General features: G+C 62.7%; 21 protein-coding genes. 9 read left to right on the top strand and 12 right to left on the bottom strand.

Annotated features, from left to right (window positions below; genetic code table 11):
* Nucleotides 1–147: 147 nt before the first annotated feature.
* Nucleotides 148–849, top strand: coding sequence for a DUF1013 domain-containing protein (locus KLP42_RS23190; protein WP_215570008.1), 702 nt, complete (start codon nucleotides 148–150; stop codon nucleotides 847–849).
* A gap of 79 nt (nucleotides 850–928) precedes the next feature.
* Here KLP42_RS23190 and KLP42_RS23185 read toward each other — a convergent pair whose 3' ends face one another.
* Together KLP42_RS23185 and KLP42_RS23180 are read right to left on the bottom strand one after the other, a co-directional pair.
* Nucleotides 929–2860 (bottom strand): propionyl-CoA synthetase, encoded by a 1932-nt coding sequence (locus KLP42_RS23185; protein WP_215570006.1) that lies wholly within the window; start codon nucleotides 2858–2860, stop codon nucleotides 929–931.
* Between the two features lie 123 nt (nucleotides 2861–2983).
* Nucleotides 2984–3643, bottom strand: coding sequence for a YggS family pyridoxal phosphate-dependent enzyme (locus KLP42_RS23180; protein ID WP_215570004.1), 660 nt, complete (start codon nucleotides 3641–3643; stop codon nucleotides 2984–2986).
* A 158-nt stretch (nucleotides 3644–3801) separates the two neighbouring features.
* Between KLP42_RS23180 and leuS the strand changes: the two genes are divergently transcribed.
* From leuS to holA, 3 genes are read left to right on the top strand one after another with little or no spacing between them, the layout of a single operon-like run.
* Entirely contained in the window at nucleotides 3802–6435 is a 2634-nt protein-coding gene (gene leuS, locus KLP42_RS23175; RefSeq protein ID WP_215570002.1) for a leucine--tRNA ligase, read from the top strand.
* Entirely contained in the window at nucleotides 6425–6946 is a 522-nt protein-coding gene (locus KLP42_RS23170; RefSeq protein WP_252193205.1) for an LPS assembly lipoprotein LptE, read from the top strand. The genes leuS and KLP42_RS23170 overlap by 11 nt, the downstream gene beginning before the upstream one ends.
* A 6-nt stretch (nucleotides 6947–6952) precedes the next feature.
* Complete coding sequence (holA, locus tag KLP42_RS23165; RefSeq protein ID WP_215569997.1) at nucleotides 6953–7996, top strand: DNA polymerase III subunit delta; 1044 nt, start codon at nucleotides 6953–6955, stop codon at nucleotides 7994–7996.
* A 226-nt stretch (nucleotides 7997–8222) separates the two neighbouring features.
* On the opposite strand, the gene KLP42_RS23160 is transcribed toward holA, so the two are convergent.
* From KLP42_RS23160 to hemE, 8 genes are all read right to left on the bottom strand, one after another.
* On the bottom strand, nucleotides 8223–9104 hold the full coding sequence (locus KLP42_RS23160) for a ParB/RepB/Spo0J family partition protein (protein WP_215569991.1): 882 nt from the start codon (nucleotides 9102–9104) through the stop codon (nucleotides 8223–8225).
* A 21-nt stretch (nucleotides 9105–9125) separates the two neighbouring features.
* Complete coding sequence (locus KLP42_RS23155; RefSeq protein WP_215569989.1) at nucleotides 9126–9917, bottom strand: ParA family protein; 792 nt, start codon at nucleotides 9915–9917, stop codon at nucleotides 9126–9128.
* A gap of 19 nt (nucleotides 9918–9936) precedes the next feature.
* Nucleotides 9937–10554: a 16S rRNA (guanine(527)-N(7))-methyltransferase RsmG gene (gene rsmG / locus KLP42_RS23150; protein WP_215569987.1), complete on the bottom strand. Its 618-nt coding sequence runs from the start codon at nucleotides 10552–10554 to the stop codon at nucleotides 9937–9939.
* Entirely contained in the window at nucleotides 10555–12429 is a 1875-nt protein-coding gene (mnmG, locus tag KLP42_RS23145; protein ID WP_215569985.1) for a tRNA uridine-5-carboxymethylaminomethyl(34) synthesis enzyme MnmG, read from the bottom strand.
* A 38-nt stretch (nucleotides 12430–12467) separates the two neighbouring features.
* Nucleotides 12468–13775, bottom strand: coding sequence for a tRNA uridine-5-carboxymethylaminomethyl(34) synthesis GTPase MnmE (gene mnmE / locus KLP42_RS23140; RefSeq protein ID WP_215569983.1), 1308 nt, complete (start codon nucleotides 13773–13775; stop codon nucleotides 12468–12470).
* A gap of 61 nt (nucleotides 13776–13836) precedes the next feature.
* Nucleotides 13837–15102, bottom strand: coding sequence for a transcription termination factor Rho (gene rho, locus KLP42_RS23135; protein WP_215569982.1), 1266 nt, complete (start codon nucleotides 15100–15102; stop codon nucleotides 13837–13839).
* A 169-nt stretch (nucleotides 15103–15271) separates the two neighbouring features.
* On the bottom strand, nucleotides 15272–15814 hold the full coding sequence (hemJ, locus tag KLP42_RS23130; protein ID WP_215569980.1) for a protoporphyrinogen oxidase HemJ: 543 nt from the start codon (nucleotides 15812–15814) through the stop codon (nucleotides 15272–15274).
* Nucleotides 15804–16844 carry a uroporphyrinogen decarboxylase gene (hemE, locus tag KLP42_RS23125; RefSeq protein ID WP_215569978.1) on the bottom strand — a complete coding sequence of 347 codons (1041 nt, stop codon included), beginning with the start codon at nucleotides 16842–16844 and terminating at the stop codon, nucleotides 15804–15806. Before hemE ends, hemJ begins: the two co-directional genes overlap by 11 nt.
* Nucleotides 16845–17249: 405 nt before the next feature.
* Here hemE and KLP42_RS23120 point away from each other — a divergent pair, with 405 nt between their 5' ends.
* Genes KLP42_RS23120 through dnaQ form a run of 5 tightly spaced genes read left to right on the top strand, consistent with a single transcriptional unit; the run spans nucleotide 17250 to nucleotide 20860 of the window.
* The gene (locus KLP42_RS23120; RefSeq protein ID WP_215570038.1) at nucleotides 17250–18071 is read left to right on the top strand and encodes a pyruvate, water dikinase regulatory protein; all 822 of its coding nucleotides are present in this window, start codon (nucleotides 17250–17252) and stop codon (nucleotides 18069–18071) included.
* 37 nt (nucleotides 18072–18108) lie between these two features.
* A complete protein-coding gene (locus KLP42_RS23115) occupies nucleotides 18109–18708 on the top strand; it encodes a Maf-like protein (protein ID WP_215569976.1) in 600 nt (199 codons plus the stop codon).
* Nucleotides 18701–19567, top strand: a complete 867-nt coding sequence (locus KLP42_RS23110; RefSeq protein WP_215569974.1) for a shikimate dehydrogenase — start codon at nucleotides 18701–18703, stop codon at nucleotides 19565–19567. Before KLP42_RS23115 ends, KLP42_RS23110 begins: the two co-directional genes overlap by 8 nt.
* Nucleotides 19564–20172 carry a dephospho-CoA kinase gene (gene coaE, locus KLP42_RS23105; protein ID WP_215569972.1) on the top strand — a complete coding sequence of 203 codons (609 nt, stop codon included), beginning with the start codon at nucleotides 19564–19566 and terminating at the stop codon, nucleotides 20170–20172. Before KLP42_RS23110 ends, coaE begins: the two co-directional genes overlap by 4 nt.
* The gene (dnaQ, locus tag KLP42_RS23100; RefSeq protein WP_215569971.1) at nucleotides 20165–20860 is read left to right on the top strand and encodes a DNA polymerase III subunit epsilon; all 696 of its coding nucleotides are present in this window, start codon (nucleotides 20165–20167) and stop codon (nucleotides 20858–20860) included. The genes coaE and dnaQ overlap by 8 nt, the downstream gene beginning before the upstream one ends.
* Nucleotides 20861–20915: 55 nt before the next feature.
* Here the strand turns inward: dnaQ and secB are convergent, their stop codons facing one another.
* Both secB and KLP42_RS23090 read right to left on the bottom strand, forming a co-directional pair.
* Entirely contained in the window at nucleotides 20916–21389 is a 474-nt protein-coding gene (gene secB, locus KLP42_RS23095) for a protein-export chaperone SecB (RefSeq protein WP_215569969.1), read from the bottom strand.
* An 86-nt stretch (nucleotides 21390–21475) separates the two neighbouring features.
* Nucleotides 21476–21979, bottom strand: coding sequence for an FxsA family protein (locus KLP42_RS23090; RefSeq protein ID WP_215569967.1), 504 nt, complete (start codon nucleotides 21977–21979; stop codon nucleotides 21476–21478).
* Between the last annotated feature and the right edge of the window lie 21 nt (nucleotides 21980–22000).

Here is a 22000-nt window from a genome sequence, read left to right as displayed (position 1 = left end):
GCGGTGGCGGCAATTAGACAAAGGGTCATGGCGCCTGAACAATTGCAATTTCTGCAAATTGCGGTTATAGACCGCGGAATTCCCGGAAAATTGTGGTGACAGCCCACGGCCCGCGACACCGGCGCGGACGATAGAAGGATCATATCCATGGCTCAAACATTGCTCATGCCGAAAGCGACGGCAGTCTGGCTCGTCGACAACACGGCCCTGTCCTTCGATCAGATCGCCCAGTTCTGCAAACTGCACCCGCTGGAAGTGAAGGCGATTGCCGATGGAGAAGCCGCGCAGGGCATCAAGGGCCTCGATCCCATCGCCACCGGTCAGCTGTCGCGCGATGAAATCGCCCGCGGCGAAAGGGATGTGAACTACAAGCTGAAGCTCGCCGAACCGAAGGTGCGCGTGCCGGAATCCAAGCGCCGCGGCCCGCGCTACACGCCGGTGTCCAAGCGTCAGGACCGCCCGAACGCAATTCTCTGGCTGGTGCGCAACCATCCGGAACTGAAGGATGCGCAGATCTCGCGTCTGGTCGGCACGACGAAGTCGACCATCGAGCAGATCCGCGAGCGGACCCACTGGAACTCCACCAACCTGACGCCGATGGACCCGGTCACGCTCGGTCTCTGCAGCCAGATCGATCTCGATCTCGAAGTCGAGCGCGCTGCGAAGAACCGTCCGCTGCCGACCGCCGCCGAGCTGGGTGCCACGCTGCAGGCTGCCGCCGAGACCGAAAACCTCGGCTATCGCTACGAGCGCGAAGAGGAGAAGGAAATCGACGCGGATGCCGTGTTCGCCAAGCTTTCCTCGCTGAAATCAACCCGTCGCGACGACGACGAGGACGACCGCTACTGAGCAGCGGACACTTTCCGACAGTGTTTGAAAAGCCGGCGCTCCGCCGGCTTTTTTTGCTGGATGCACCTCTCGCGGTCGTTCAGGCGCGCAGGGCCTGGCGATTGCAGCTGTAGCCGTGATCGGCAAGAATCTCGCCGATCTCGTCGAGGATCGCCGGATCGTCGATGGTGGCCGGCATCTTCCATGGCAGGCCGTCGGCCATCTTCTGCATGGTGCCGCGCAGGATCTTGCCGGAGCGTGTCTTCGGCAGGCGCTTGACGATCATCACCGTGCGGAAGGCTGCCACCGGGCCGATCTCCTGGCGGACGAGATCGACGATCTCCCTGCTGATCAGGGCGTGGTCCCGCTCCACCCGGTTCTTCAGCACCAGGAAGCCGCAGGGGATCTGGCCCTTCAGCTGGTCGGCAACGCCGATCACGGCGCATTCAGCGACGTCCGGATGCATGGCGCAGACCTCTTCCATCGCACCGGTGGAGAGCCGGTGGCCGGCGCAATTGATGATGTCGTCGGTGCGCGCCATCACGAAGACATAGCCGTCCTCATCCACCAGACCGGCATCGGCTGTCTTGTAGTAGCCCGGAAATTCCTCAAGGCAGGCGCTGCGGAACCGCTGGTCCGCCTGCCAGAAGCTGACGAGGCAACCGGGCGGCAGGGGCAGGCGGATGACGATGTTGCCAAGCGTGCCGGGCGGCACCGGATGGCCGGCATCGTCCAGCACCTCCACCGCATGGCCGGGCATCGGCATGGCCGCCGACCCGTATTTCGCAGGCAGGAGACCAAGCCCCGCCGGATTGCCGGCAATGGCCCAGCCCGTCTCCGTCTGCCACCAGTGATCCACCACCGGCACCTTCAGCATGCGCTCGGCCCATTTCAGCGTTTCCGGATCGGCCCGCTCGCCGGCGAGGAAAAGCGCCCTGAGGCCAGAAAGATCGTGACGATAGATCATCTCGCCATCCGGATCGTCGCGGCGGATGGCGCGAAACGCCGTCGGTGCGGTGAACAGCACCTTGACGTCATGTTCCTCGATGATGCGCCAGAAAACCGAGGAGTCCGGCGTACCGACCGGCTTGCCCTCGAAGACGACCGTGGCATTGCCGGCAAGCAGCGGCGCGTAAACGATATAGGAGTGGCCGACGACCCAGCCGATATCGGAAGCGGCCCAGAAGGTCTCGCCGGGAGAGACACCGTAGATGTTGCGCATGGTCCAGGTGAGCGCCACCATGTGACCGCCATTGTCGCGGATCACGCCCTTCGGCTGGCCGGTCGTTCCGGAGGTATAGAGAATGTAGAGCGGATCGGTGGCGGCGACCGGCACGCAGGGCACCTGCGTTCCCTTCACCTTTTCCGCCTCCACCGCCTGGCCGAAATCGACGTCGCCATGTTCGTAGCGCAGGGCGGCGTGCAACTGGTCCCGCTGCAGGATGAGACAGGCCTGCGGCTTCACCCGCGCCATGTCGATCGCATGGTCGAGGAGCGGCTTGTACGGCACCACGCGGCCGGGTTCGAGCCCGCAGCTGGCGCTGATCACCAGCTTTGCTTCGGAATCGTCGATACGGGTCGCCAGTTCATGGGCAGCAAAACCGCCGAACACCACGGAATGAATGGCGCCGAGACGGGCACAGGCCAGCATGGAGAAGACGGCTTCGGCCACCATCGGCATGTAGATGATGACACGGTCACCCTTGCCGATACCGAGATTGGCGAGCACCGCGGCAATCGCCTGCACCTCCACCAGCATGTCGTCATAGCTGTAGATGCGCTTCTCGCCGGTCATCACGCTGTCGAAGATCAGCGCGCGATCCGAACCGCGCCCATCGGCGATATGGCGATCCACGCAGTTGTAGCAGGTATTGGTCTCCCCCCCGGCAAACCAGCGACCGTAGACGCCCTGGTCGGGATCGAAGATCTTGTCCGGCGGCGTGAACCAGTGGACGGCCTGTGCCGCCTCCGCCCAGAAGGCGTCCGGGTTATCCTGCCATTGCTGATAGACCGCGCGGTACTGGCTGTGCATCTGATCCTCCCACCATTTGCGCCCTTTTCCGTGGCGCAAATTTTAGGAGGTGGTTGTGCAACCGGAAAGCCCGACGAAAGGGTTAGATCCGCGGTTTGCCCTTGCCCTTCGTCAAAGAGCAGATCAGCGATGGCCGAAGATGGCCGAGCCGACGCGAACGCTGGTCGCGCCGAAGGCGATGGCCGTCTCGAAATCGCCGGACATGCCCATCGACAGCTTCTCGACACCGCATTCGGCGGCAAGCCTGGCGAGCAGCGCGAAATAGGGACCGGGATTGCCCTCGGCCGGCGGAATGCACATCAGCCCCTCGATGGCCAGCCCCAGCTCCTCGCGGCAGAAGCGGACGAAATCCAGGGTCTGCTTCGGCTCGATGCCCGCCTTCTGCGGTTCCATGCCGATGTTCACCTGCACGTAGAGCCGCAGGCGGCGTCCCTGCCTCGCCATCTCGTCCGCCACGGCGCGAGCGATCTTCTCGCGGTCGATCGTCTCGATGACATCGAAGAGAGCCACCGCATTGGCCGCCTTGTTGGATTGCAGCGGCCCGATGAGATGCAGTTCGATACCCGATGTTTCCGCCTTCAGTGCCGGCCACTTGGCCTCGCTTTCCTGCACGCGGTTTTCGCCGAAGATCCGCTGGCCGCTCTCGATCACGGGCCGAATGGCATCGGCCTCGAAGGTTTTGGAAACCGCGACAAGGGTGGCGCTGCCGGCGGGCCGGCCCGCATCCTGCTCTGCCGCCGCAATCTTCCGGCGGACCTCCGCCAGGCGTTCCTCGACACTCATGACCGTCTCCTTGTTGCCTGCTTCGGCGATAGCCTCAGCATGCCGGCCTGCCAAGCCTTTGCGACGGAAATTTGCCGCAACAGCCTCGAAAACTTGACGCTTCCTGCCATTCGTGGTGAAGGTCACCCCATCTTAGTCGTACCCGGAATTTCATCGACATGGCGAGCGAACGTTACAATCCGCGGGATGCCGAACCCCGCTGGCAGAAAAACTGGTCCGAGGCAAAGACCTTCGAAACCGACAACAGCGATACGCGCGACAAATATTACGTGCTCGAGATGTTCCCCTATCCGTCGGGGCGCATCCATATGGGCCACGTGCGCAACTATGCGATGGGTGATGTGGTGGCCCGCTACAAGCGCGCCCGCGGCTATAACGTGCTGCATCCCATGGGCTGGGATGCCTTCGGCATGCCGGCGGAAAACGCCGCCATGCAGAACAAGGTGCATCCGAAGGACTGGACCTACCAGAACATCGCCACCATGCGCGCCCAGCTGAAGTCCATGGGTCTGTCGCTGGACTGGTCGCGCGAATTCGCCACCTGCGATGTCGATTACTACCACCGTCAACAGCACCTCTTCCTCGACATGATGGAAAAGGGCCTGGTCTATCGCAAGCAGTCCAAGGTCAACTGGGACCCGGTCGACCAGACGGTTCTCGCCAACGAGCAGGTGATCGACGGCCGCGGCTGGCGCTCCGGCGCGCTTGTCGAACAGCGCGAACTGACGCAGTGGTTCTTCAAGATCACCGACTTCGCCGAGGATCTGCTGCAGGCGCTGGATACGCTCGACCAGTGGCCGGAAAAGGTCCGGCTGATGCAGAAGAACTGGATCGGCCGCTCCGAGGGCCTGACCATCCGCTGGGAGCTGAGTGACGATAGCCGCGCTGCCGCCGACTGCAGCGAGATCGAGGTCTATACGACCCGGCCCGACACGCTGTTCGGCGCCTCGTTCCTGGCCATTTCCGCCGATCATCCGGTGGCGAAGGCGCTCGCCGCCGGCAATGCGGACGTGCAGGAGTTCTGCGAGGAATGCCGGCGCCAGGGCACCTCGCTCGCAGCGCTCGAAACCGCCGAAAAGAAGGGCTTCAACACCGGGCTCACCGTCAAGCATCCGCTCGATCCCGCCTGGGAGCTGCCGGTCTTCATCGCCAATTTCGTGCTGATGGATTACGGCACGGGCGCCATCTTCGGCTGCCCCGCAGGCGACCAGCGCGACCTGGACTTTGCCCGCAAATACGATCTGCCCGTCGTGCCGGTCGTGATGCCGGAGGGCGGCGATGCGGGAAGCTTCACCATCGGCGCGGAAGCCTATGACGGCGACGGCGTGATGATCAATTCGCGCTTCCTCAACGGCCTCTCCACCGGTGCTGCCTTCCAGACGGTGGCGGACATGCTGACCGGCCAGACGCTGGGCAATGCGCCGCAGGCAGCCCGCAAGGTAAACTTCCGCCTGCGTGACTGGGGCATTTCCCGTCAGCGCTACTGGGGCTGCCCGATCCCGGTCATCCATTGCGATGACTGCGGCGTGGTGCCGGTGCCGAAGCAGGACCTGCCGGTGAAGCTGCCGGACGACGTCACCTTCGATATTCCGGGCAATCCTCTGGATCGCCATCCGACCTGGCGCAACGTGGCCTGCCCCTGCTGCGGCAAGGATGCCCGCCGCGAGACGGACACGATGGATACCTTCGTGGATTCCAGCTGGTACTTCGCCCGCTTCACGGCGCCCTGGGAGAACAGTCCGACCGATCCGAAGGTGGCCGATCACTGGCTGCCGGTGGACCAGTATATCGGCGGCATCGAGCACGCCATTCTGCACCTGCTTTATTCTCGCTTCTTCACCCGCGCGATGCGCGAAACCGGTCATGTCGGCCTGAGCGAGCCCTTCAAGGGCCTGTTCACCCAGGGCATGGTGGTGCATGAGACCTATCGCCTGGGCGAAGGCCAGAACGGCCAGTGGATTGCTCCGGCCGAGATCCGCATCGAGGAGATCGACGGCGCACGCCGCGCCTATATGCTCTCCTCCGGCGAGGAGGTCTCCATCGGCTCCATCGAGAAGATGTCGAAGTCGAAGAAGAACGTCGTCGATCCGGACGATATCATCGCCTCCTATGGCGCCGATACCGCCCGCTTCTTCGTTCTGTCGGATTCGCCGCCGGATCGCGACGTGATCTGGTCGGAAGCCGGCGTGGAAGGCGCGCACCGCTTCGTGCAGCGTGTCTGGCGCCTGATTTCGGAAGCCGCCCCGGAACTGGTGAAGGTCGAGGCCAAACCTGCCAAGGAAGGCCCGGCGCTCGCCATTTCCCAGGCTGCGCACAAGACGCTGCAGGCCGTGCAGGGCGATTTCGACAAGCTCGCCTTCAACAAGGCCGTGGCGCGTATCTATGAGCTGGTGAATGCACTGGCGAACCCGCTGACCCAGGTCGCCGCCGGTGGCCAGGAGGCGGGCATGGTCGCTGCCGTGCGCGATGCGGCCACCATCCTGACCCAGATCATCGCGCCGATGACGCCGCATCTGGCCGAGGAATGCTGGACGGTGCTGGGCAAGGCCGGCATGGTGGCGGAAGCCGCCTGGCCGGTCTTCGATCCGGCGCTTGTGGCAGACAACGAGGTGCTGCTGCCGGTGCAGATCAACGGCAAGAAGCGCGCCGAATTGACAATTGCCCGCGATGCGGACCAGAATGCCATTCAGCAGGCGGTCCTGCAGCTGGAGGCGGTTCAGGCGGCGCTTGCCGGCAACCCGCCGAAGAAGATCATCATTGTCCCACAGAGGATCATCAACATTGTTGTTTGAACGCTCGCCAGCACTTCGCCGTGCCAGCCAAACGGCTCTTGTGCTTCTCGCCTGCGCAACGCTGGCGGCCTGCCAGGTCAGGCCGCTTTATTCCTCGACCAGCGGGGCACCGTCCAAGCTGGCCTCGATCAAGATTTCGCCGGCGGACGAACGCGTGGAACAGGTGGTACGCAACCACCTGATCTTCCTCACCTCGGGCGGGGCAGGGGAGGCGGCCAAGGCCGACTACCAGCTGAACATGAATGTCACCTCCGTTCGGGCCGACATTCTGGACGATAGCGTTTCAACCGGGTTGACGCCCGGCCGCGTGACCGTCAGCGCCACCTACAGCCTGTTGCAGACCAGCGACGGCAAGGTGCTGAAGACGGCCACCCGCTCCGTGACCTCGCTCGTTGACATCGGCAACCAGCAATTCGCAAAGCTGCGCGCCTATCGCGATGCGGAGGATCGGGCGGCCCGCGAACTGGCGGAGTTCATCCGCGCAGACCTCGCGGCCGTTCTCGGCCGCTGACGCCCGATGGCGGAAATCAAGGCCCATGAGTTCGACCGGTTGCTGCCTAGGGCAACCGAGCTTTACCGCATCTTCCTGATCTACGGGCCGGATCGGGGCCTTGTCTCGGAACGGGCCGCCGAGCTTGCGGCCCGGGCCGGGGTGAAGCTCGACGATCCCTTTTCTTTCACGCGGCTGGATCTCTCCGACCTGCAGGGCGATCCCGGACGTCTGGTTGACGAGGTCAATTCACTTGGCCTGTTCGGCGGTGCAAAGCTCGTCTGGGTTCGTGGCAGCGGAAGCGAAAAGCCGCTGGCCGACGGACTGCAGGCCCTCCTTTCCGGCCCGGCGCCCGAGAGCCTGCTGATCATCGAGGCAGGCGACCTCAAGAAGACCAGCATTCTGCGGAAAATTTGTGAGCCGGCAAAGCTTGCCCTGGCCGTTCCCTGTTACGCGGACGATGTGAAGTCGTTGAACCTGTTGATCGATCGCGAACTTGAACCGGAGGGACTGCGCATTTCCGCCGATGCGCGGCAAAGCCTTCTCGAGGCGCTGGGGGGCGACCGCGTCGCCTCGCGCAACGAGGTGCGCAAGCTCGCCCTCTATTGCCGTGGCGAGCAGGTGATCGAGGAACATCACGTTCAGGACATCATCGGCGATGCCAGCGCGATCTCGACCGATGATGCCGTGGATTGCGTGCTGAAGGGCGACCTGCCCGGCCTGCATCGAGCAATCCAGAAAATCGTATCCTCCAAGACGCCGGTTTTCCTGGTCCTGCAATCCTGCCTGCGCCAGTTCCAGCTGCTCGATGTCATGCGTGCCGAGATGGATGAGAAGAAGACGCAGGCCGCACAGGTGATGCAGACGGCCGGACGGCATATCCACTTCAAGCGCAAGCCGCTGGTTGAAAAGGCGTTGCGCAGCTGGCAGGCCGAAGCCATCAGCCGCGAGACCAACCGCCTGCAGGCGGCCGTCCTGCAATCTCGCCAGAAGCCGTTCCTTGAAGACACCATCGCCTTCCAGACCCTGATGGCGACGGCCCTGCAATCGGCCCGGGCCGCACGACAGTAATCGGGATGGCTGTGAGGGCAAGGGGCGTTGAAAGGAACGCTTCCTGTTGCGTCACCGCGTGTTTCACATCCCTGGTCCCCCGACGCATCGTTTCGCAGCGGCCAGCTGTCGTTCCGGCGCCGCAGTCGTCACAGGAACGGTGCTGACGGCAAACAAAAGGGCCGGCGTGAAACCGGCCCCGCGATCTTCAAACTCGACATATCCGGAGGGAACCGATGCGACCGGCTCAGCGGCGCTCCAGAAGCCGGCAGATTTCTTCCAGCTGCTCCAGCGTCCGGTAGCCGATGCGGATCTGGCCGCCGCTGCCCTTGTGGTTGATCTTTACGTCAAGACCAAGGGCGTCGGACAGCGTCCGCTCCAGGGCAAGCGTGTCGGAATCTTTCTCCGCGGGCTTGGTCGCCGGGCGCGGCTCGTTCTGTGCCTTGATATCCGCCTGCGCCATCCGTTCGGCATCCCGCACGGACAGTCCCTTGTGGACGATGGTTCGCGCCAGTGAGACGGGATCCGAGGTCGAAACAAGCGCACGCGCGTGCCCGGCCGACAGATCGCCTGCCGCCAGCATGTCCCGCACCGGGTCGGGCAGCTTCAGCAGACGCAGGCTGTTTGCCACATGGCTGCGGCTCTTGCCGATGATTTCACCGAGATCGTTCTGCGTGTAGCCATGTTCGGCGATCAGTTGCTCATAGCCCAGCGCCTCTTCCAGCGGATTGAGATCCGAACGCTGGACGTTTTCGACAATCGCCAGTTCCAGCGCAGTCCGGTCATCGACATCACGCACGATGACCGGGATCTCGACGAGGCCGGCCAGCTGCGCCGCACGCCAACGGCGCTCGCCGGCGATGATCTCGAAGGTCGAACCAACCGTACGCACCACGACCGGCTGCACAATACCGTGCTGGCGAATCGAACTGGACAGATCCTGAAGCTCCGCCTCGTCGAACGTCTTGCGCGGATTGCGGGGGTTGCGCACCACATGTTCGATCGGCACCAGACGATCTGCGCTCACCGAGCGCGCCGGCGCTTCCCCGACCGGCGCCACCTGGTCCATCTCGCCGATCAGTGCAGCAAGGCCGCGGCCAAGGCGCCGCTTGGATAGATCTTCACTCATGCTTATTCAAACCTTCGGCATTCAGGCCGCCTTACGGCGACGCTCACGCTGGATCACTTCAGACGCCAGTTGAAGATAGGCCTGGCTGCCAGCGCATTTCAGATCATACAGGATTGCCGGCTTCCCATAGGAGGGAGCCTCTGAGACACGCACATTGCGGGGAATGAGTGTGTGATACACCTTCTCGCCGAGATAGGTGCGCACATCGCTGACCACCTGCTGTGCCAGATTGTTGCGCGCGTCGAACATGGTCAGCACGATACCCTGAATATCGAGAGCCGGATTGACCGACTGACGCACCTGATTCACCGTCTCCAGCAACTGGCTGAGACCTTCGAGGGCGAAGAATTCGCACTGCAGCGGCACCAGAACCGAATGGGCGGCCGCCATGGCGTTGACTGTCAACAGATTGAAGGACGGCGGGCAATCCAGGAGAATATAGGAGAAATTGCGGGCGTCGTCACCCTGCAGGGCGCGGCGGAGGCGGAAGGCGCGATCGGCTTCGCGGCCAATCTCCATTTCCAGACCCAGAAGATCCATGGTCGAGGGAACGATGAACAGGTTGGGAACAGCAGTTTCCACCGCCGCATCACTGACCGAACGGGCGCCCATCATCACATCGAAGGACGACATCTTGCGATCACGACGGTCGATGCCGAGGCCGGTGCTGGCATTGCCCTGCGGATCCAGGTCGATGATCAGAACCCGCTCGCCAATGGCGGCAAGGGCCGTCGCGAGATTGATGGCAGTGGTCGTCTTGCCGACGCCGCCCTTCTGGTTGGCGATGGTGATGATACGATTCGTCTCGTACATGGAGCACCTACTGAAGAGGTCAAACCTTGTGCTGTAGCCGAGACACCTCCAGAATGACGGAATCGCTCTCGACCGCACTGGAATGTTGTACCAGATCGAACACCCAGCGGCCACGTGCTTTCTCGACTTCGGCCGCGTAATCCCGGCCTTTATGCAGGAAGGCCTTGACCTCGGCACGATCCAGCATCCACGGCGCCGTATAGTCCAGAAGCAGCGGCAGCTCGGCCAGCGCGCGCGCCGACAGAACATCGCATCTCTCGATCAGTCGCGGCGCATCCTCGATGCGAACAGGGTGGACGCTGCCGCGACCGCCTGTCTCCAGCAAGGCGGTACGCAGGAAGGACGCCTTTTTCTGGTTGCTTTCCACCAGATGCACCCAGCCATCACCAAGCTCGGCAAGAAAGATCGCCGTGATGATGCCCGGAAAACCACCGCCGGAGCCGAGATCCACCCAGATCGCAGGCCGGGGATGCAGCTGAAAAATCTGGGCACTGTCGGCGATGTGCCTTTGCCAGAAGTCCGCCTTTGTGGACGGCGCCACCAGATTGATGGCCTTGGCCCATTTGTGAAAGAGCGCCTCGAACCGTTCGAGACGCTCGACTGTTTCACGTGAAACACGTTTGCCGTTCAGTTCCATTCACGAGACTCGCAGCGCGCGGGCAGGGGTGCCAGCCTTTTTGACCAGAGCCAGCAACAGAGCCAGCGCCGCCGGCGTCATGCCGTCGACTTTCGCCGCCTGCGCCAGATTGCGCGGGCATGCCCGCTTCAGTTTCAGTTTCAGTTCGTTCGACAGACCCGAAACGGCGTCGAAATCGAAATCCTCCGGAATGGCCCGCTCTTCATCGCGGCGCACAGACTGGATGTCCGCCTGCTGCCGCGCCATGTAGACGGCATAGCCGGCTTCGATCTCCAGCGCCTCCGCCACCGGCCGCTCCAGCGCGGTAAGCTCCGGCCAGATGCGGCAAAGGGTGGCGATGTCGACATCCGGATAGGACAGAAGTTCATAGGCGCTCCGACGCTGGCCATCCTGGTTGAGGCGCAGGCCATGGGCCTCGGCTTCCTTCGGCGTCACCTTGCGCTGCTGCAACGCCTCACGGCCTGCCTCCAGCTGCGCAACATAGGCGTCAAACCGCGCGGATCGCGCCGCACCGACCAGCCCAAGCGTCTGACCGGCCGGCGTAAGACGGATGTCCGCATTATCGGCGCGCAGCGACAGCCGGTATTCGGCGCGAGAGGTGAACATGCGATAGGGTTCGGTGACGCCGCGGCTGGTCAGGTCATCGATCAGCACGCCGATATAGGAATCGGTGCGGCTGAAGACATGCGCCGGCTGGCCGCCAGCCAGACGCGCGGCATTCACTCCGGCAACCAGACCCTGCGCGCCGGCCTCTTCGTAGCCCGTTGTGCCGTTGATCTGGCCGGCAAGAAACAGGCCGGCGAGGCGCTTCAGCTGCAGGTCGAGACCCAGTTCACGCGGGTCGACGTGATCATATTCGATCGCGTAACCCGGCTGCAGGATCTCCACCCGCTCAAGGCCGGGAATGGTCCGGATGAAGGCTTCCTGCACGTCGGCGGGCAGCGAGGTGGAAATACCGTTCGGATAGACGGTATCGTCATCCAGGCCTTCAGGCTCCAGGAAGATCTGATGGCCGTCTCGCTCGCCGAAGCGAACGATCTTGTCCTCGATCGACGGGCAGTAGCGCGGGCCCACACCCTTGATCTGTCCCGAATACATCGCTGACCGGGATATGTTGTCGGCGATGATGCGATGGGTTGCGTCGGTGGTCCGGGTCACGCCGCAGGCGATTTGCGGCGTGGTGATCCGGTCGGTCAGGAAGGAAAACGGAACGGGATCTTCATCCGCCTCCTGCCGGCCGATCGATTGCCAGTCGATTGTCCTGCCGTTCAGCCGCGCCGGTGTGCCAGTCTTCAGGCGGCCGAGGGCGAGACCGAGTGCTGTCAGGGTCGCGGACAGACCCTCGGACGGCGCCTCGCCAACCCGACCGGCCGGCGTCGTCCTGTCGCCGATGTGGATCAGGCCGCGCAGGAAAGTGCCGGTGGTCAGAACCACGGCGCGCGTGTCGAAGGTACGACCGTCCTTCATCACCACACCGGTCACCGCGCCATCGGCCTGCGCCAGATCGAAGGCATCCCCTTCGATGATCGTCAGATTTACATGGTCGAACAGTTCCGCCTGCATGGCCTGTCGATAGAGCTTGCGGTCTGCCTGGGTGCGTGGGCCCCGAACGGCGGGCCCCTTCTTGCGGTTCAGCAGGCGGAACTGGATACCGGCACTGTCGGCAATCCTGCCCATCAGGCCATCCAGCGCATCGATCTCGCGGACCAGGTGGCCCTTGCCGAGACCGCCGATTGCCGGATTGCAGGACATGACACCGATCGTGTCGCGCCGATGGGTGATGAGGGCGGTTCGCGCACCGAGGCGCGCTGCAGCCGAAGCCGCCTCGCAGCCCGCATGGCCGCCGCCAATAACAATCACATCAAAGCTGTTCATGGTCCGTCACCAACTGCCGCGGCAGTGTTTCACGTGAGTCATTTTCCGATGCAGAATTCCGAGAAGATCACGTCCAGCAGATCCTCCACATCGACCCGACCGGTAATCCGGCCGATCTCGTCTGCTGCGAGGCGAAGGCTTTCTGCCCGGAGGTCGAGATGGCCTCCTGATAATCCTTCTTCCAGGAAAAGGGAAGCCCGTCGCAAATGGCCGGCATGGCGAAGACGCCCGGCGCCAACGGCCGTCACGGCACTCCAGTTCTCTCGCACATGGTGCAGAATGAGCCGGCGGACCTCGTCCAGCCCGACTCCGGTGCGGGTGGAGAGGCAGGCGTCATAGGCGGATCCGCCATTCGGATGGAGATCAAGCTTGGTCCCGATCCGCAGAAACGCCACTGACTCATCAATGTCGGCAAAATGTTCCGGAGACGAATCGATTTCCGACAACAGCAGCACAAGATCAGCCTCTGCCATGGCGCGCCGCGCCCGGCGCACGCCCTCCTGTTCGATCACATCCTCGGTCTGCCGCAGTCCGGCCGTATCATAGAAGCGGACGAGGAAACCCTCCATGTCGAGATCGACATGCAGAACATCGCGCGTGGTGCCGGCAATATCGGTAACGATGGCCACATCACGTGCCGCAATTGCGTTCAGGAAGCTGGACTTGCCGGCATTCGGCGGACCCGCGATGACGACCTTAAAGCCATCCCGCACCCGCGCCGCATGCTCCGTCGCTCGAATCTGGCTCAGGATCTCGTCGCGAATGTCTGCCACCTGCGCCCAGACCTGATCGGACACCGAGCCGGGCACATCGTCCTCATCGGCAAAATCCAGTTCCGCCTCGATCAGCGCCCGGCAGCGGGTCAGCCGCTCGGCCCAGTCATGATAGGCGGCTGAAAGCCCGCCGGCACTCTGCTCGATCGCCAGGCGACGCTGCATCTCCGTTTCGGCAGCAATCAGGTCGCCCAGACCTTCCACCTCGACCAGATCGAGCTTGCCGTGATCGAAGGCGCGCTGTGTAAACTCGCCGGCTTCGGCCGGGCGCAGACCGAGCGCCAGCAGTTCATCCTGAACCGCGGCCACCACGGCACGCCCGCCATGCAGTTGAAATTCGACACAGTCCTCACCGGTAAACGAATGCGGGCCGGGAAATGTCAGAACCAGCCCACGGTCGATCAGGTCACCGTTTCGGCGGCGAATCGATCGAAGTGCCATGCTGCGACCTTTGGGGAGGGCCGCCATGCGCTGCGTCGCTTCGAAGGCGAGCGGTCCGCTCACCCGAATCACGGCGACGCCAGAAGGCGTCGCACCACTGGAAAGAGCGAAGATCGTGTCGGTTCCGGCCATCACAGTGCCCCGGCCGAGATCCGGCCACCGGCTGAGAGGTTGACCGGAATCCGGCTATCTATCAGGTGTTCATCGAGTCGAAGAAATCGCCATTGGTCTTCGTCTGCTTGAGTTTGTCGATGAGGAACTCGATTGCGTCGGTGGTTCCCATCGGTGCCAGGATACGGCGCAACACGAAGATCTTCTGCAGGTCCTGACGCGGTACCAGCAGGTCTTCCTTTCGGGTACCGGATTTCAGAATGTCCATGGCCGGGAAGATGCGCTTGTCGGCGACCTTGCGGTCCAGCACGATTTCAGAGTTGCCGGTGCCCTTGAACTCTTCGAAGATCACTTCGTCCATGCGGCTGCCGGTATCGATCAGGGCCGTTGCAATGATCGTCAGAGAACCGCCTTCCTCGATATTGCGGGCCGCGCCGAAGAAGCGCTTCGGGCGCTGCAGGGCGTTGGCATCCACACCACCGGTCAGAACCTTGCCGGAGGAGGGAACAACGGTGTTGTAGGCGCGGCCGAGGCGGGTGATCGAATCGAGCAGGATAACCACGTCTCGCCCATGCTCGACGAGACGCTTGGCCTTCTCGATGACCATCTCCGCCACCTGGACGTGGCGAACCGCCGGCTCGTCGAAAGTGGAGGAGACCACTTCGCCGCGCACCGAGCGCTGCATGTCGGTCACTTCTTCCGGACGCTCGTCGATCAGCAGCACGATCAGGTAGCATTCCGGATGATTGGCGGTAATGGAGTGGGCGATGTTCTGAAGAAGAACCGTCTTACCCGTGCGCGGCGGCGCAACGATCAGGCCGCGCTGGCCCTTTCCGAGCGGCGCCACCAGATCGATGACGCGTGCGGAGAGATCCTTTGAGGTCGGAACCTCGAGTTCCATCTTGAAGCGCTCGTTCGGATAAAGCGGCGTCAGGTTATCGAAGTGAACCTTGTGACGGATCTTTTCCGGGTCGTCGAAATTGATCGTGTTGACCTTCAGCAGGGCGAAGTAGCGTTCGCCTTCCTTCGGCCCGCGGATCGGACCTTCCACCGTGTCGCCGGTCTTCAGCGAGAAGCGGCGTATCTGCGAGGGCGAGATATAGATGTCGTCCGGACCCGGCAGATAGTTGGCATTGGCCGACCGCAGGAAGCCGAAACCATCCTGCAGCACTTCCACCACGCCTTCACCGATGATTTCGACATCCTGACTGGCCAAGACCTTGAGAATCGCGAACATCAGTTCCTGCTTGCGCATGGTGCTCGCGTTTTCGACCTCCAGCGATTCGGCGAAGGTCAACAAGTCGGTCGGCGACTTGCTCTTGAGTTCTTGAAGCTTCATTTCAGCCATGAAGAAAAGACCGTGTGGATTTTGAGGGAAATTGGCGTGTCTGTGGAGTTCGCTACCGCAGAAATACCGCGGACGACATGGGAATGTTCACAAGCCACGAAAGAGGAGTGCTGGGAAAATAGCGGCTTCCCCCCTGCGCCGCAAGGGGGGCTTCCAGAAATCTTGCCGTTCAGAAGGGTTTGACGATGACGAGGATGACGATCAGCATCATCAGAACGGTCGGGATCTCGTTCATCATGCGCCAGTAGCGCGCGCTGCGTCGTGGCCCATCCGCCGCAAATTGCCGCACCGCTCGGCTCTGATGCATATGCGCAAGGGTCAGCAGAACGACGAGGGCGATCTTGGCATGCAGCCAGCCGCCCTGAAAGCCGAACAGGTTCCAGGCCAGATAGAGGCCGAGCACCCAGGTGATCATCATCGCCGGGTTCATGATCACCTTCAGGAGACGTTGCTCCATCACCTTGAATGTTTCCGACTGCTGCGAGCCGATCGCAGCGTCGGTGTGATAGACGAAAAGGCGCGGCATGTAGAAGAGGCCTGCCATCCAGGCAATCACGGCAATCACATGGAAGGCGGTGATCCAGCGATCGAAGTTGTCCGGCTGCAAAAGATAGACGGCGAGGATGACAGCCAGGAACACGGCCAGCGCCACGAAGGCGCGTCGTGCGGCGCGCCGGCCTGCCGAAGCGTCCGTCTGCTTCTCAACCGCCATTGCGCACGCCCCGCACCCGGTCGACCAGCCGCGTCACATGCTGAGGATCGGCATCGGGCGTGATGCCATGGCCGAGATTGAAGACCAGCGGCCCCTGGCCCAGCGCCTCAAGGATCCGGTCGACGCCCTCATCAAGCGCGGCGCCGCCGGCCACCACGCGCATCGGATCGAGATTGCCCTGCACCGGGCCGTCCTTTTGCAGTTCGGCAGCAAAACTGAGCGGCACGGACCAGTCGAGCCCGATCATGTCGGCGCCCGTCTTCTGACGGTAGTGACGCAGGTTCATCCCGGCGCCCTTGGCAAAGGCGATGATCCGCGCCTGCGGCCGTCTCGCCTTCACGGAGCGGATGATCCGCGCCACCGGCTCGATGGCATAGGTCTCGAACTCTGCCTCGCCCAGCACACCGGCCCAGGAATCGAAGATCTGCACCGCATCGGCACCCGCATCGATCTGTGCCACCAGATAATCGGCGGACAGTTCGGCAAGAACGGCGAGCAGATGCGCAAAGGCCTCAGGTTGACGATAGCCGAACAGACGCGCCGGGGCCTGATCGCTCGTTCCGTGTCCGGCAATCATGTAGGTGGCGACCGTCCATGGCGCGCCGCAGAAGCCGAGCAGCGTCGTCTCATCCGGCAGTGCAGCGCGAATCTGCCGCACGGCCTGCATCACCGGCGTCAGGTGATCCAGCACGCCGGCCTGTTCCAGTGCGAAAATGCCAGCCTCTTCGATCGGGTCCATGCGCGGACCGGAGCCTTCAACGAAATGGACGTTCCGCTTCAGCGCGTCTGGAATGACGAGAATGTCGGAAAACAGGATCGCCGCGTCGAAACCATAGCGCCGGATCGGCTGAAGGGTCACTTCGGTTGCCAGATCCGGCGAATAACAGAGCGACAGGAAGCTCCCGGCCTTGGCGCGTGTCTCGCGATATTCCGGCAGATATCTCCCGGCCTGTCGCATCAGCCAGACGGGTGGAGGCGAAAGGGTGGCACCCTTCAGCACCTCCAGAAGCGCGCGACGAGCTGCAGCCAAGCGGTGTTCTCCCCATAACAAAGAAATCTTGAATCTTAGATTCTGATGATTCTTAGAGTCGGTGACTATCAGGGATCATTTCTCTTGCACAGTCCACACCCGGACGCTGCGACAATGACACCCAGTCCGGAAGAAGATATACCCGATTGCCGGTTTGTGTGGATGGTTCGGATTCTACCCATTGAATCATCTGCTTGCGGAGAGAAGCGGATTGGGGCCATCTGTGGATGGAGCGGGAGTCGCCTGCGCGTTTTTCACAGCTGTCCACGATTCTCACAGGTACTGCCAAACGCACGCCACAGCACTGCCCAATGTGGATAAGTCGGCGGTTGTCCCGCTCGCCGGGCGGCAGGTGCGCGATGCCGCCCGGTTGTCCCAGGTTATGAACAGAGGATGAAGATTAACGTGGAGAACCGCAAAAGCTTCTTCCATCTGCACCTGATATCTGACTCGACGGGCGAGACCCTGATCTCGGCCGGACGGGCCGCTACGGCGCAGTTTCGCGGTTCGCTCGCCATCGAGCACGTCTATCCGCTGATCCGCAATCGCCAGCAGCTTCAGCCGGTTCTGCAGGCGATCGACGAAAAACCGGGCATCGTACTCTACACCATTGTCGATCAGGAACTTGCCGACCACGTTGCCGAGCGCTGCCGCGAAATCGGCGTTCCCTCGGTCAACGTTCTGGAACCGGTGCTGGCGAGCTTCCAGGCCTATCTCGGCACCATGACCCGTCGACGGGTGGGCGCGCAGCACGCGCTGAATGCCGAATATTTCAAGCGGATCGATGCGCTGAATTTTGCGATGGATCACGATGACGGACAACTGCCGGAAAATTACGACGAGGCGGATGTGGTGGTCATCGGCATCAGCCGCACTTCCAAGACGCCGACCTGTATCTATCTTGCCAATCGCGGCATCAAGGCCGCCAACCTGCCGCTGGTGCCGGGCGTGCCGCTGCCGGAAAGCCTGGTCAGGGCCACCAGGCCGTTGATCGTTGGGCTGATCGCAACGACCGACCGGATCTCGCAGGTGCGCGGCAATCGCGAACTGGGCTCGGTCGCCGGCTTCGACCGCAGTCATTATACCGATCGTGCCAATATTCACGAGGAGCTGAAATATGCGCGCTCGGTCTGCGCGCATCATCAGTGGCCGGTGATCGACGTGACCCGACGCTCGATCGAAGAAACCGCTGCCGCCATCGTTGCCCTGCGCCCGAAGCTGCGCTAAGCCCGGCGCAGATGACCACCATGATGGGTTGATCCGCGTGTCGCAACCGCTTGTCCTTGCTTCATCCAGTCCTTTCCGCCGCATGCTGATGGAAAATGCCGGGCTCGTCTTTTCGGCCCGTGCAGCCGTCATCGACGAGCGTGCCATCGAGGCGGACCTCAACCGGCGGGGCGCCGGGCCGGAGGAGGTGGCGTTGGAGCTTGCCCGCGCCAAGGCACGCGATGTGTCCCGCCATTGTCCCGGCGCCTTCGTCATCGGGTCTGATCAGACCATGTCGCTCGGCGAACGGGTCTATCACAAGCCGGCGAACCGGGATGAGGCGCGCGAGGTCCTGCAGTCCCTGTCCGGCAAGACGCATCATCTCAACAGCGGTGTCGCGATCCTTCGCGACGGAGCCATCCTTTGGGAAGAGGTGGCCAAGGCATCGCTGACGGTGCGCGACCTCAGTGCCGCGTTTATCGACCGCTATCTTGACCGAATCGGCGACAAGGCCCTGACGAGCGTCGGCGGCTATCAGCTGGAAGGCGAGGGCATCCAGCTGTTTTCGGCGATCGCAGGCGATTACTTCACCATTCTCGGCCTGCCGATGCTCTCGCTGCTGCAGGCCTTGCGATCTCTCGGAGCGATCGATGGCTGAACCTTACCCGGCTGATTCACGTGAAACGTTGCGAGCCTTCGTCATCGGCACGCCCATCCGCCATTCCCGTTCGCCGATGATCCATGGCCACTGGCTGAAGGCCTTCGGCATCGATGGAGATTATGCGGCAATCGAGGTTCTGGAGCCGGATTTCGAAAGCTTCATGGCCGCCCTGAAGAGCGATGGCCGGTATCGCGGCGGCAATGTCACCATTCCTCACAAGGAGCGCGCCTTCAGGCTGGCAGATCAGCCGGATCAACTGGCACAGGAACTCGGCGCCGCAAACACGCTTTGGATGGACGAGGGTGTGTTGAAGGCGACCAATACCGACGGTTATGGTTTCACCGCCAATCTCGACCAGCGCCATTCCGGCTGGGACCGGGTGTCGCGCGCCGTGGTGCTTGGTGCAGGCGGCGCCAGTCGCGCGATCATCCAGTCGGTGCGTGATCGGGGCATCGGTGAAATCCATGTGGTGAACCGCACCGTTGCGCGTGCACAGGAACTGGCAGACCGGTTCGGCGTCACAGTGCATGCGCATCCCATCGGTGCGCTTCGCGAAGTAATGACCGGGGCAGGGTTGTTCGTGAACACGACCTCGCTCGGCATGGATGGGGAAGGTAGCCTGGCAATCGATTTCTCGGTGATGGCAGCGGAGGCCGTCGTCACCGACATCGTCTATGTGCCACTGGAAACGCCGATCCTGGCGCAGGCGCGCCGGCAGGGTTTTGCGACCGTCGACGGGCTCGGCATGTTGCTGCACCAGGCGGTGCCCGGCTTTGAAAAATGGTTCGGCCGCCGTCCGGTGGTCGATGAGGCACTACGAGACCTCGTCATCCGCGACATGGAGGCCCATGCATGATCCGCATCGGGCTGACCGGATCGATCGGCATGGGCAAGTCGACCACGGCCGGTCTGTTTGCCGCCGAAGGCGTGCCGGTCAATGATGCGGATGCGGTGGTGCACGAACTTTATCGCGGCGAGGCCGTGGCGCCGGTGGAAGCTGCCTTCCCGGGCGTGGCCCGCGATGGCGTGATCGACCGGGCGGAACTTGCCCGCCGGCTGGCACTCGCCCCGGAGCGTTTCCGCGAACTGGAAGCCATCGTGCATCCTCTGGTTCGCGCGCGCGAATCGGCCTTCCTGGAAAAACAGCAGGCCGCGGGCGCCGATCTCGTGCTTCTCGACATTCCGCTGCTTTTCGAAAGCGGTGCGACGGATCGTGTCGATGTGGTGGTGGTCGTCAGTTGCGATGCGGATATCCAGCGGCAACGCGTGCTGGCAAGACCCGGGATGACGGAGGAAAAATTCGCGCTGATCCTGTCGCGGCAGATGCCGGATGCGGACAAGCGGGTACGGGCGGATTTCATCATCGATACCGGCCATGGTATTGATGAGGCCAGGCAGCGGGTGCGCGGGATTGTCAGCGCGCTGCGAAGCGGCAAGCGAAGCGAGAGAAGCGATGCGTGAGATCATCTTCGATACGGAAACCACCGGCCTCGACAACAAGCTCGACCGCGTCATCGAAATCGGCGGGGTGGAACTGCTCAATCATTTTCCGACCGGGCGCACCTTCCATGTCTACATCAATCCGGGCGATCGCAAGGTGCATCCGGATGCGCTCGCCGTGCACGGCATCACCGACGAGTTTCTGAAGGACAAGCCGAGCTTCGCCGAAGTGGCGCAAGACCTCGTCGCCTTCTTCGACGGGGCCAAATGGGTGGCGCACAATGCCAATTTCGACATGGGCTTCATCAATGCCGAGTTCGCAAGACTTGGCCTGCCGCCGGTGCCGCAGGAAGAAGTGATCGACACGCTGTCCATGGCGCGCCGCAAGCATCCGATGGGCCCGAACACGCTCGATGCACTCTGCCGCCGCTATGGCATCGACAATTCGCACCGCACCAAGCACGGCGCGCTGCTCGACTCCGAACTGCTGGCGGAAGTCTATATCGAGATGATCGGGGGCCGTCAGGCAGCCCTGGTGCTCGGCGCGTCGGAACGGGTGACCACCGTGGTGGAAGTGGAAGAAAGCGACAGCGCATTGCCGGTGCGCGCCCACCCGCTGGCGCCGCGCCTGAGCGAGGCGGAAATCGAGGCACATCGGGCCCTGGTCAAGACCATGGGCGAAAAGGCGCTGTGGTCACGTTATTCCTGACATGAAAAAAGCCCGGTCGGTGCCGGGCTTCCTTCCTGCGTCTGCTGCAGCTGCCTCAGCTGTTCAGCGTCTGGCCCTGCGAGCGGGCCTGTTCCTCGGCGACGCGCTGCGCAAACATCTGGCCGAAATCGATGGGGTCGATCATCAGCGGCGGGAAGCCGCCATTGCGGGTGACGTCGGAAATGATCTGGCGGGCGAAGGGGAAGAGCAGGCGCGGGCACTCGATGAAGAGAACCGGCAGCATGTGTTCCTGCGGGAAGCCGGTGATGCGGAAGACGCCGCCATAGACCAGCTCGGCGGCAAATACGACCTTGTCGTCATCCTTGGCTTCGGCATTCAGCGTCAGCACGACGTCGAAATCCGTCGGCGACAGCGGATTGGCGTTAACGTTGACATTGATGTTGATCGACGGAGCCTTGTCGCGAGCCTGCAGCGAACGCGGCGCGCCGGGGTTTTCGAAGGAGAGATCCTTCGTGTACTGCGCAAGAATGGTCAGGGAAGGGGACTGCATCTCGTTTTCGTTTGCCATTGGCTGTTCCTCGGCTGCGATCTTTGGCGCCGTCTAGCATTTCGGTCAGACCCTTACAACCCTTGCACCGGCCCTCTTTTCAGGCGTCATTCGCCGTCTCGCGGCCTGTCGGACCACGGCGAGTCCGGGTTTGGCTGTCGCCTGTAATCGTCGGTGTCGAGATCGAGCGTGCGCCCGGTGGTCCTGCCATCCGGGCGGCCGTTCCGGTTGCCCCGCGGGGAATAGGAGGTGCGCACCACGACGCGCTCGCCGATCAGCCGCCAGATGAGGCGGCGGAAGGCCGGGATGAACAGCAGGATGCCGGCAATGTCGGTCAGGAAGCCGGGAAGAACCAGAAGGATTGACCCGAAGACGATCAGTGCGCCATGCACGATCGCTTCACCCGGCACGCGTCCGGCGCGCCCCTCGGCATTGATCTGCCGAAGTACGTCGAGTCCCTGGATGCGCAGCAGCATGGTGCCGGCAATTCCGGACAGGATGACGAGCGCCAGCGTCGGCCACAGGCCCAGCCATTGCCCCACGACCACGAAGCCGGCAATCTCGGCCAGTGGCAGACCGAGGAACAGGAGGGGGAGAAGCAAGCGGGGCATGACATCCTTCTTTGGCGCTGG

It is taken from the genome of Rhizobium sp. CSW-27 (assembly GCF_018760785.1).
Lineage (GTDB): Bacteria > Pseudomonadota > Alphaproteobacteria > Rhizobiales > Rhizobiaceae > Neorhizobium.
Note: the sequence above shows the minus strand (reverse complement) of the source record. Positions and strands in the feature narration are given on the sequence as shown.

Coding starts and splice junctions, on each gene's coding strand:
- KLP42_RS23190 (WP_215570008.1), top strand. CDS start 148: ATGGCTCAAACATTGCTCATGCCGAAAGCGACGGCAGTCTGGCTCGTC.
- KLP42_RS23185 (WP_215570006.1), bottom strand. CDS start 2,860: ATGCACAGCCAGTACCGCGCGGTCTATCAGCAATGGCAGGATAACCCG.
- KLP42_RS23180 (WP_215570004.1), bottom strand. CDS start 3,643: ATGAGTGTCGAGGAACGCCTGGCGGAGGTCCGCCGGAAGATTGCGGCG.
- leuS (WP_215570002.1), top strand. CDS start 3,802: ATGGCGAGCGAACGTTACAATCCGCGGGATGCCGAACCCCGCTGGCAG.
- holA (WP_215569997.1), top strand. CDS start 6,953: ATGGCGGAAATCAAGGCCCATGAGTTCGACCGGTTGCTGCCTAGGGCA.
- KLP42_RS23160 (WP_215569991.1), bottom strand. CDS start 9,104: ATGAGTGAAGATCTATCCAAGCGGCGCCTTGGCCGCGGCCTTGCTGCA.
- KLP42_RS23155 (WP_215569989.1), bottom strand. CDS start 9,917: ATGTACGAGACGAATCGTATCATCACCATCGCCAACCAGAAGGGCGGC.
- rsmG (WP_215569987.1), bottom strand. CDS start 10,554: ATGGAACTGAACGGCAAACGTGTTTCACGTGAAACAGTCGAGCGTCTC.
- mnmG (WP_215569985.1), bottom strand. CDS start 12,429: ATGAACAGCTTTGATGTGATTGTTATTGGCGGCGGCCATGCGGGCTGC.
- mnmE (WP_215569983.1), bottom strand. CDS start 13,775: ATGGCCGGAACCGACACGATCTTCGCTCTTTCCAGTGGTGCGACGCCT.
- rho (WP_215569982.1), bottom strand. CDS start 15,102: ATGGCTGAAATGAAGCTTCAAGAACTCAAGAGCAAGTCGCCGACCGAC.
- hemJ (WP_215569980.1), bottom strand. CDS start 15,814: ATGGCGGTTGAGAAGCAGACGGACGCTTCGGCAGGCCGGCGCGCCGCA.
- KLP42_RS23110 (WP_215569974.1), top strand. CDS start 18,701: ATGGCTGAACCTTACCCGGCTGATTCACGTGAAACGTTGCGAGCCTTC.
- coaE (WP_215569972.1), top strand. CDS start 19,564: ATGATCCGCATCGGGCTGACCGGATCGATCGGCATGGGCAAGTCGACC.
- dnaQ (WP_215569971.1), top strand. CDS start 20,165: ATGCGTGAGATCATCTTCGATACGGAAACCACCGGCCTCGACAACAAG.
- secB (WP_215569969.1), bottom strand. CDS start 21,389: ATGGCAAACGAAAACGAGATGCAGTCCCCTTCCCTGACCATTCTTGCG.
- KLP42_RS23090 (WP_215569967.1), bottom strand. CDS start 21,979: ATGCCCCGCTTGCTTCTCCCCCTCCTGTTCCTCGGTCTGCCACTGGCC.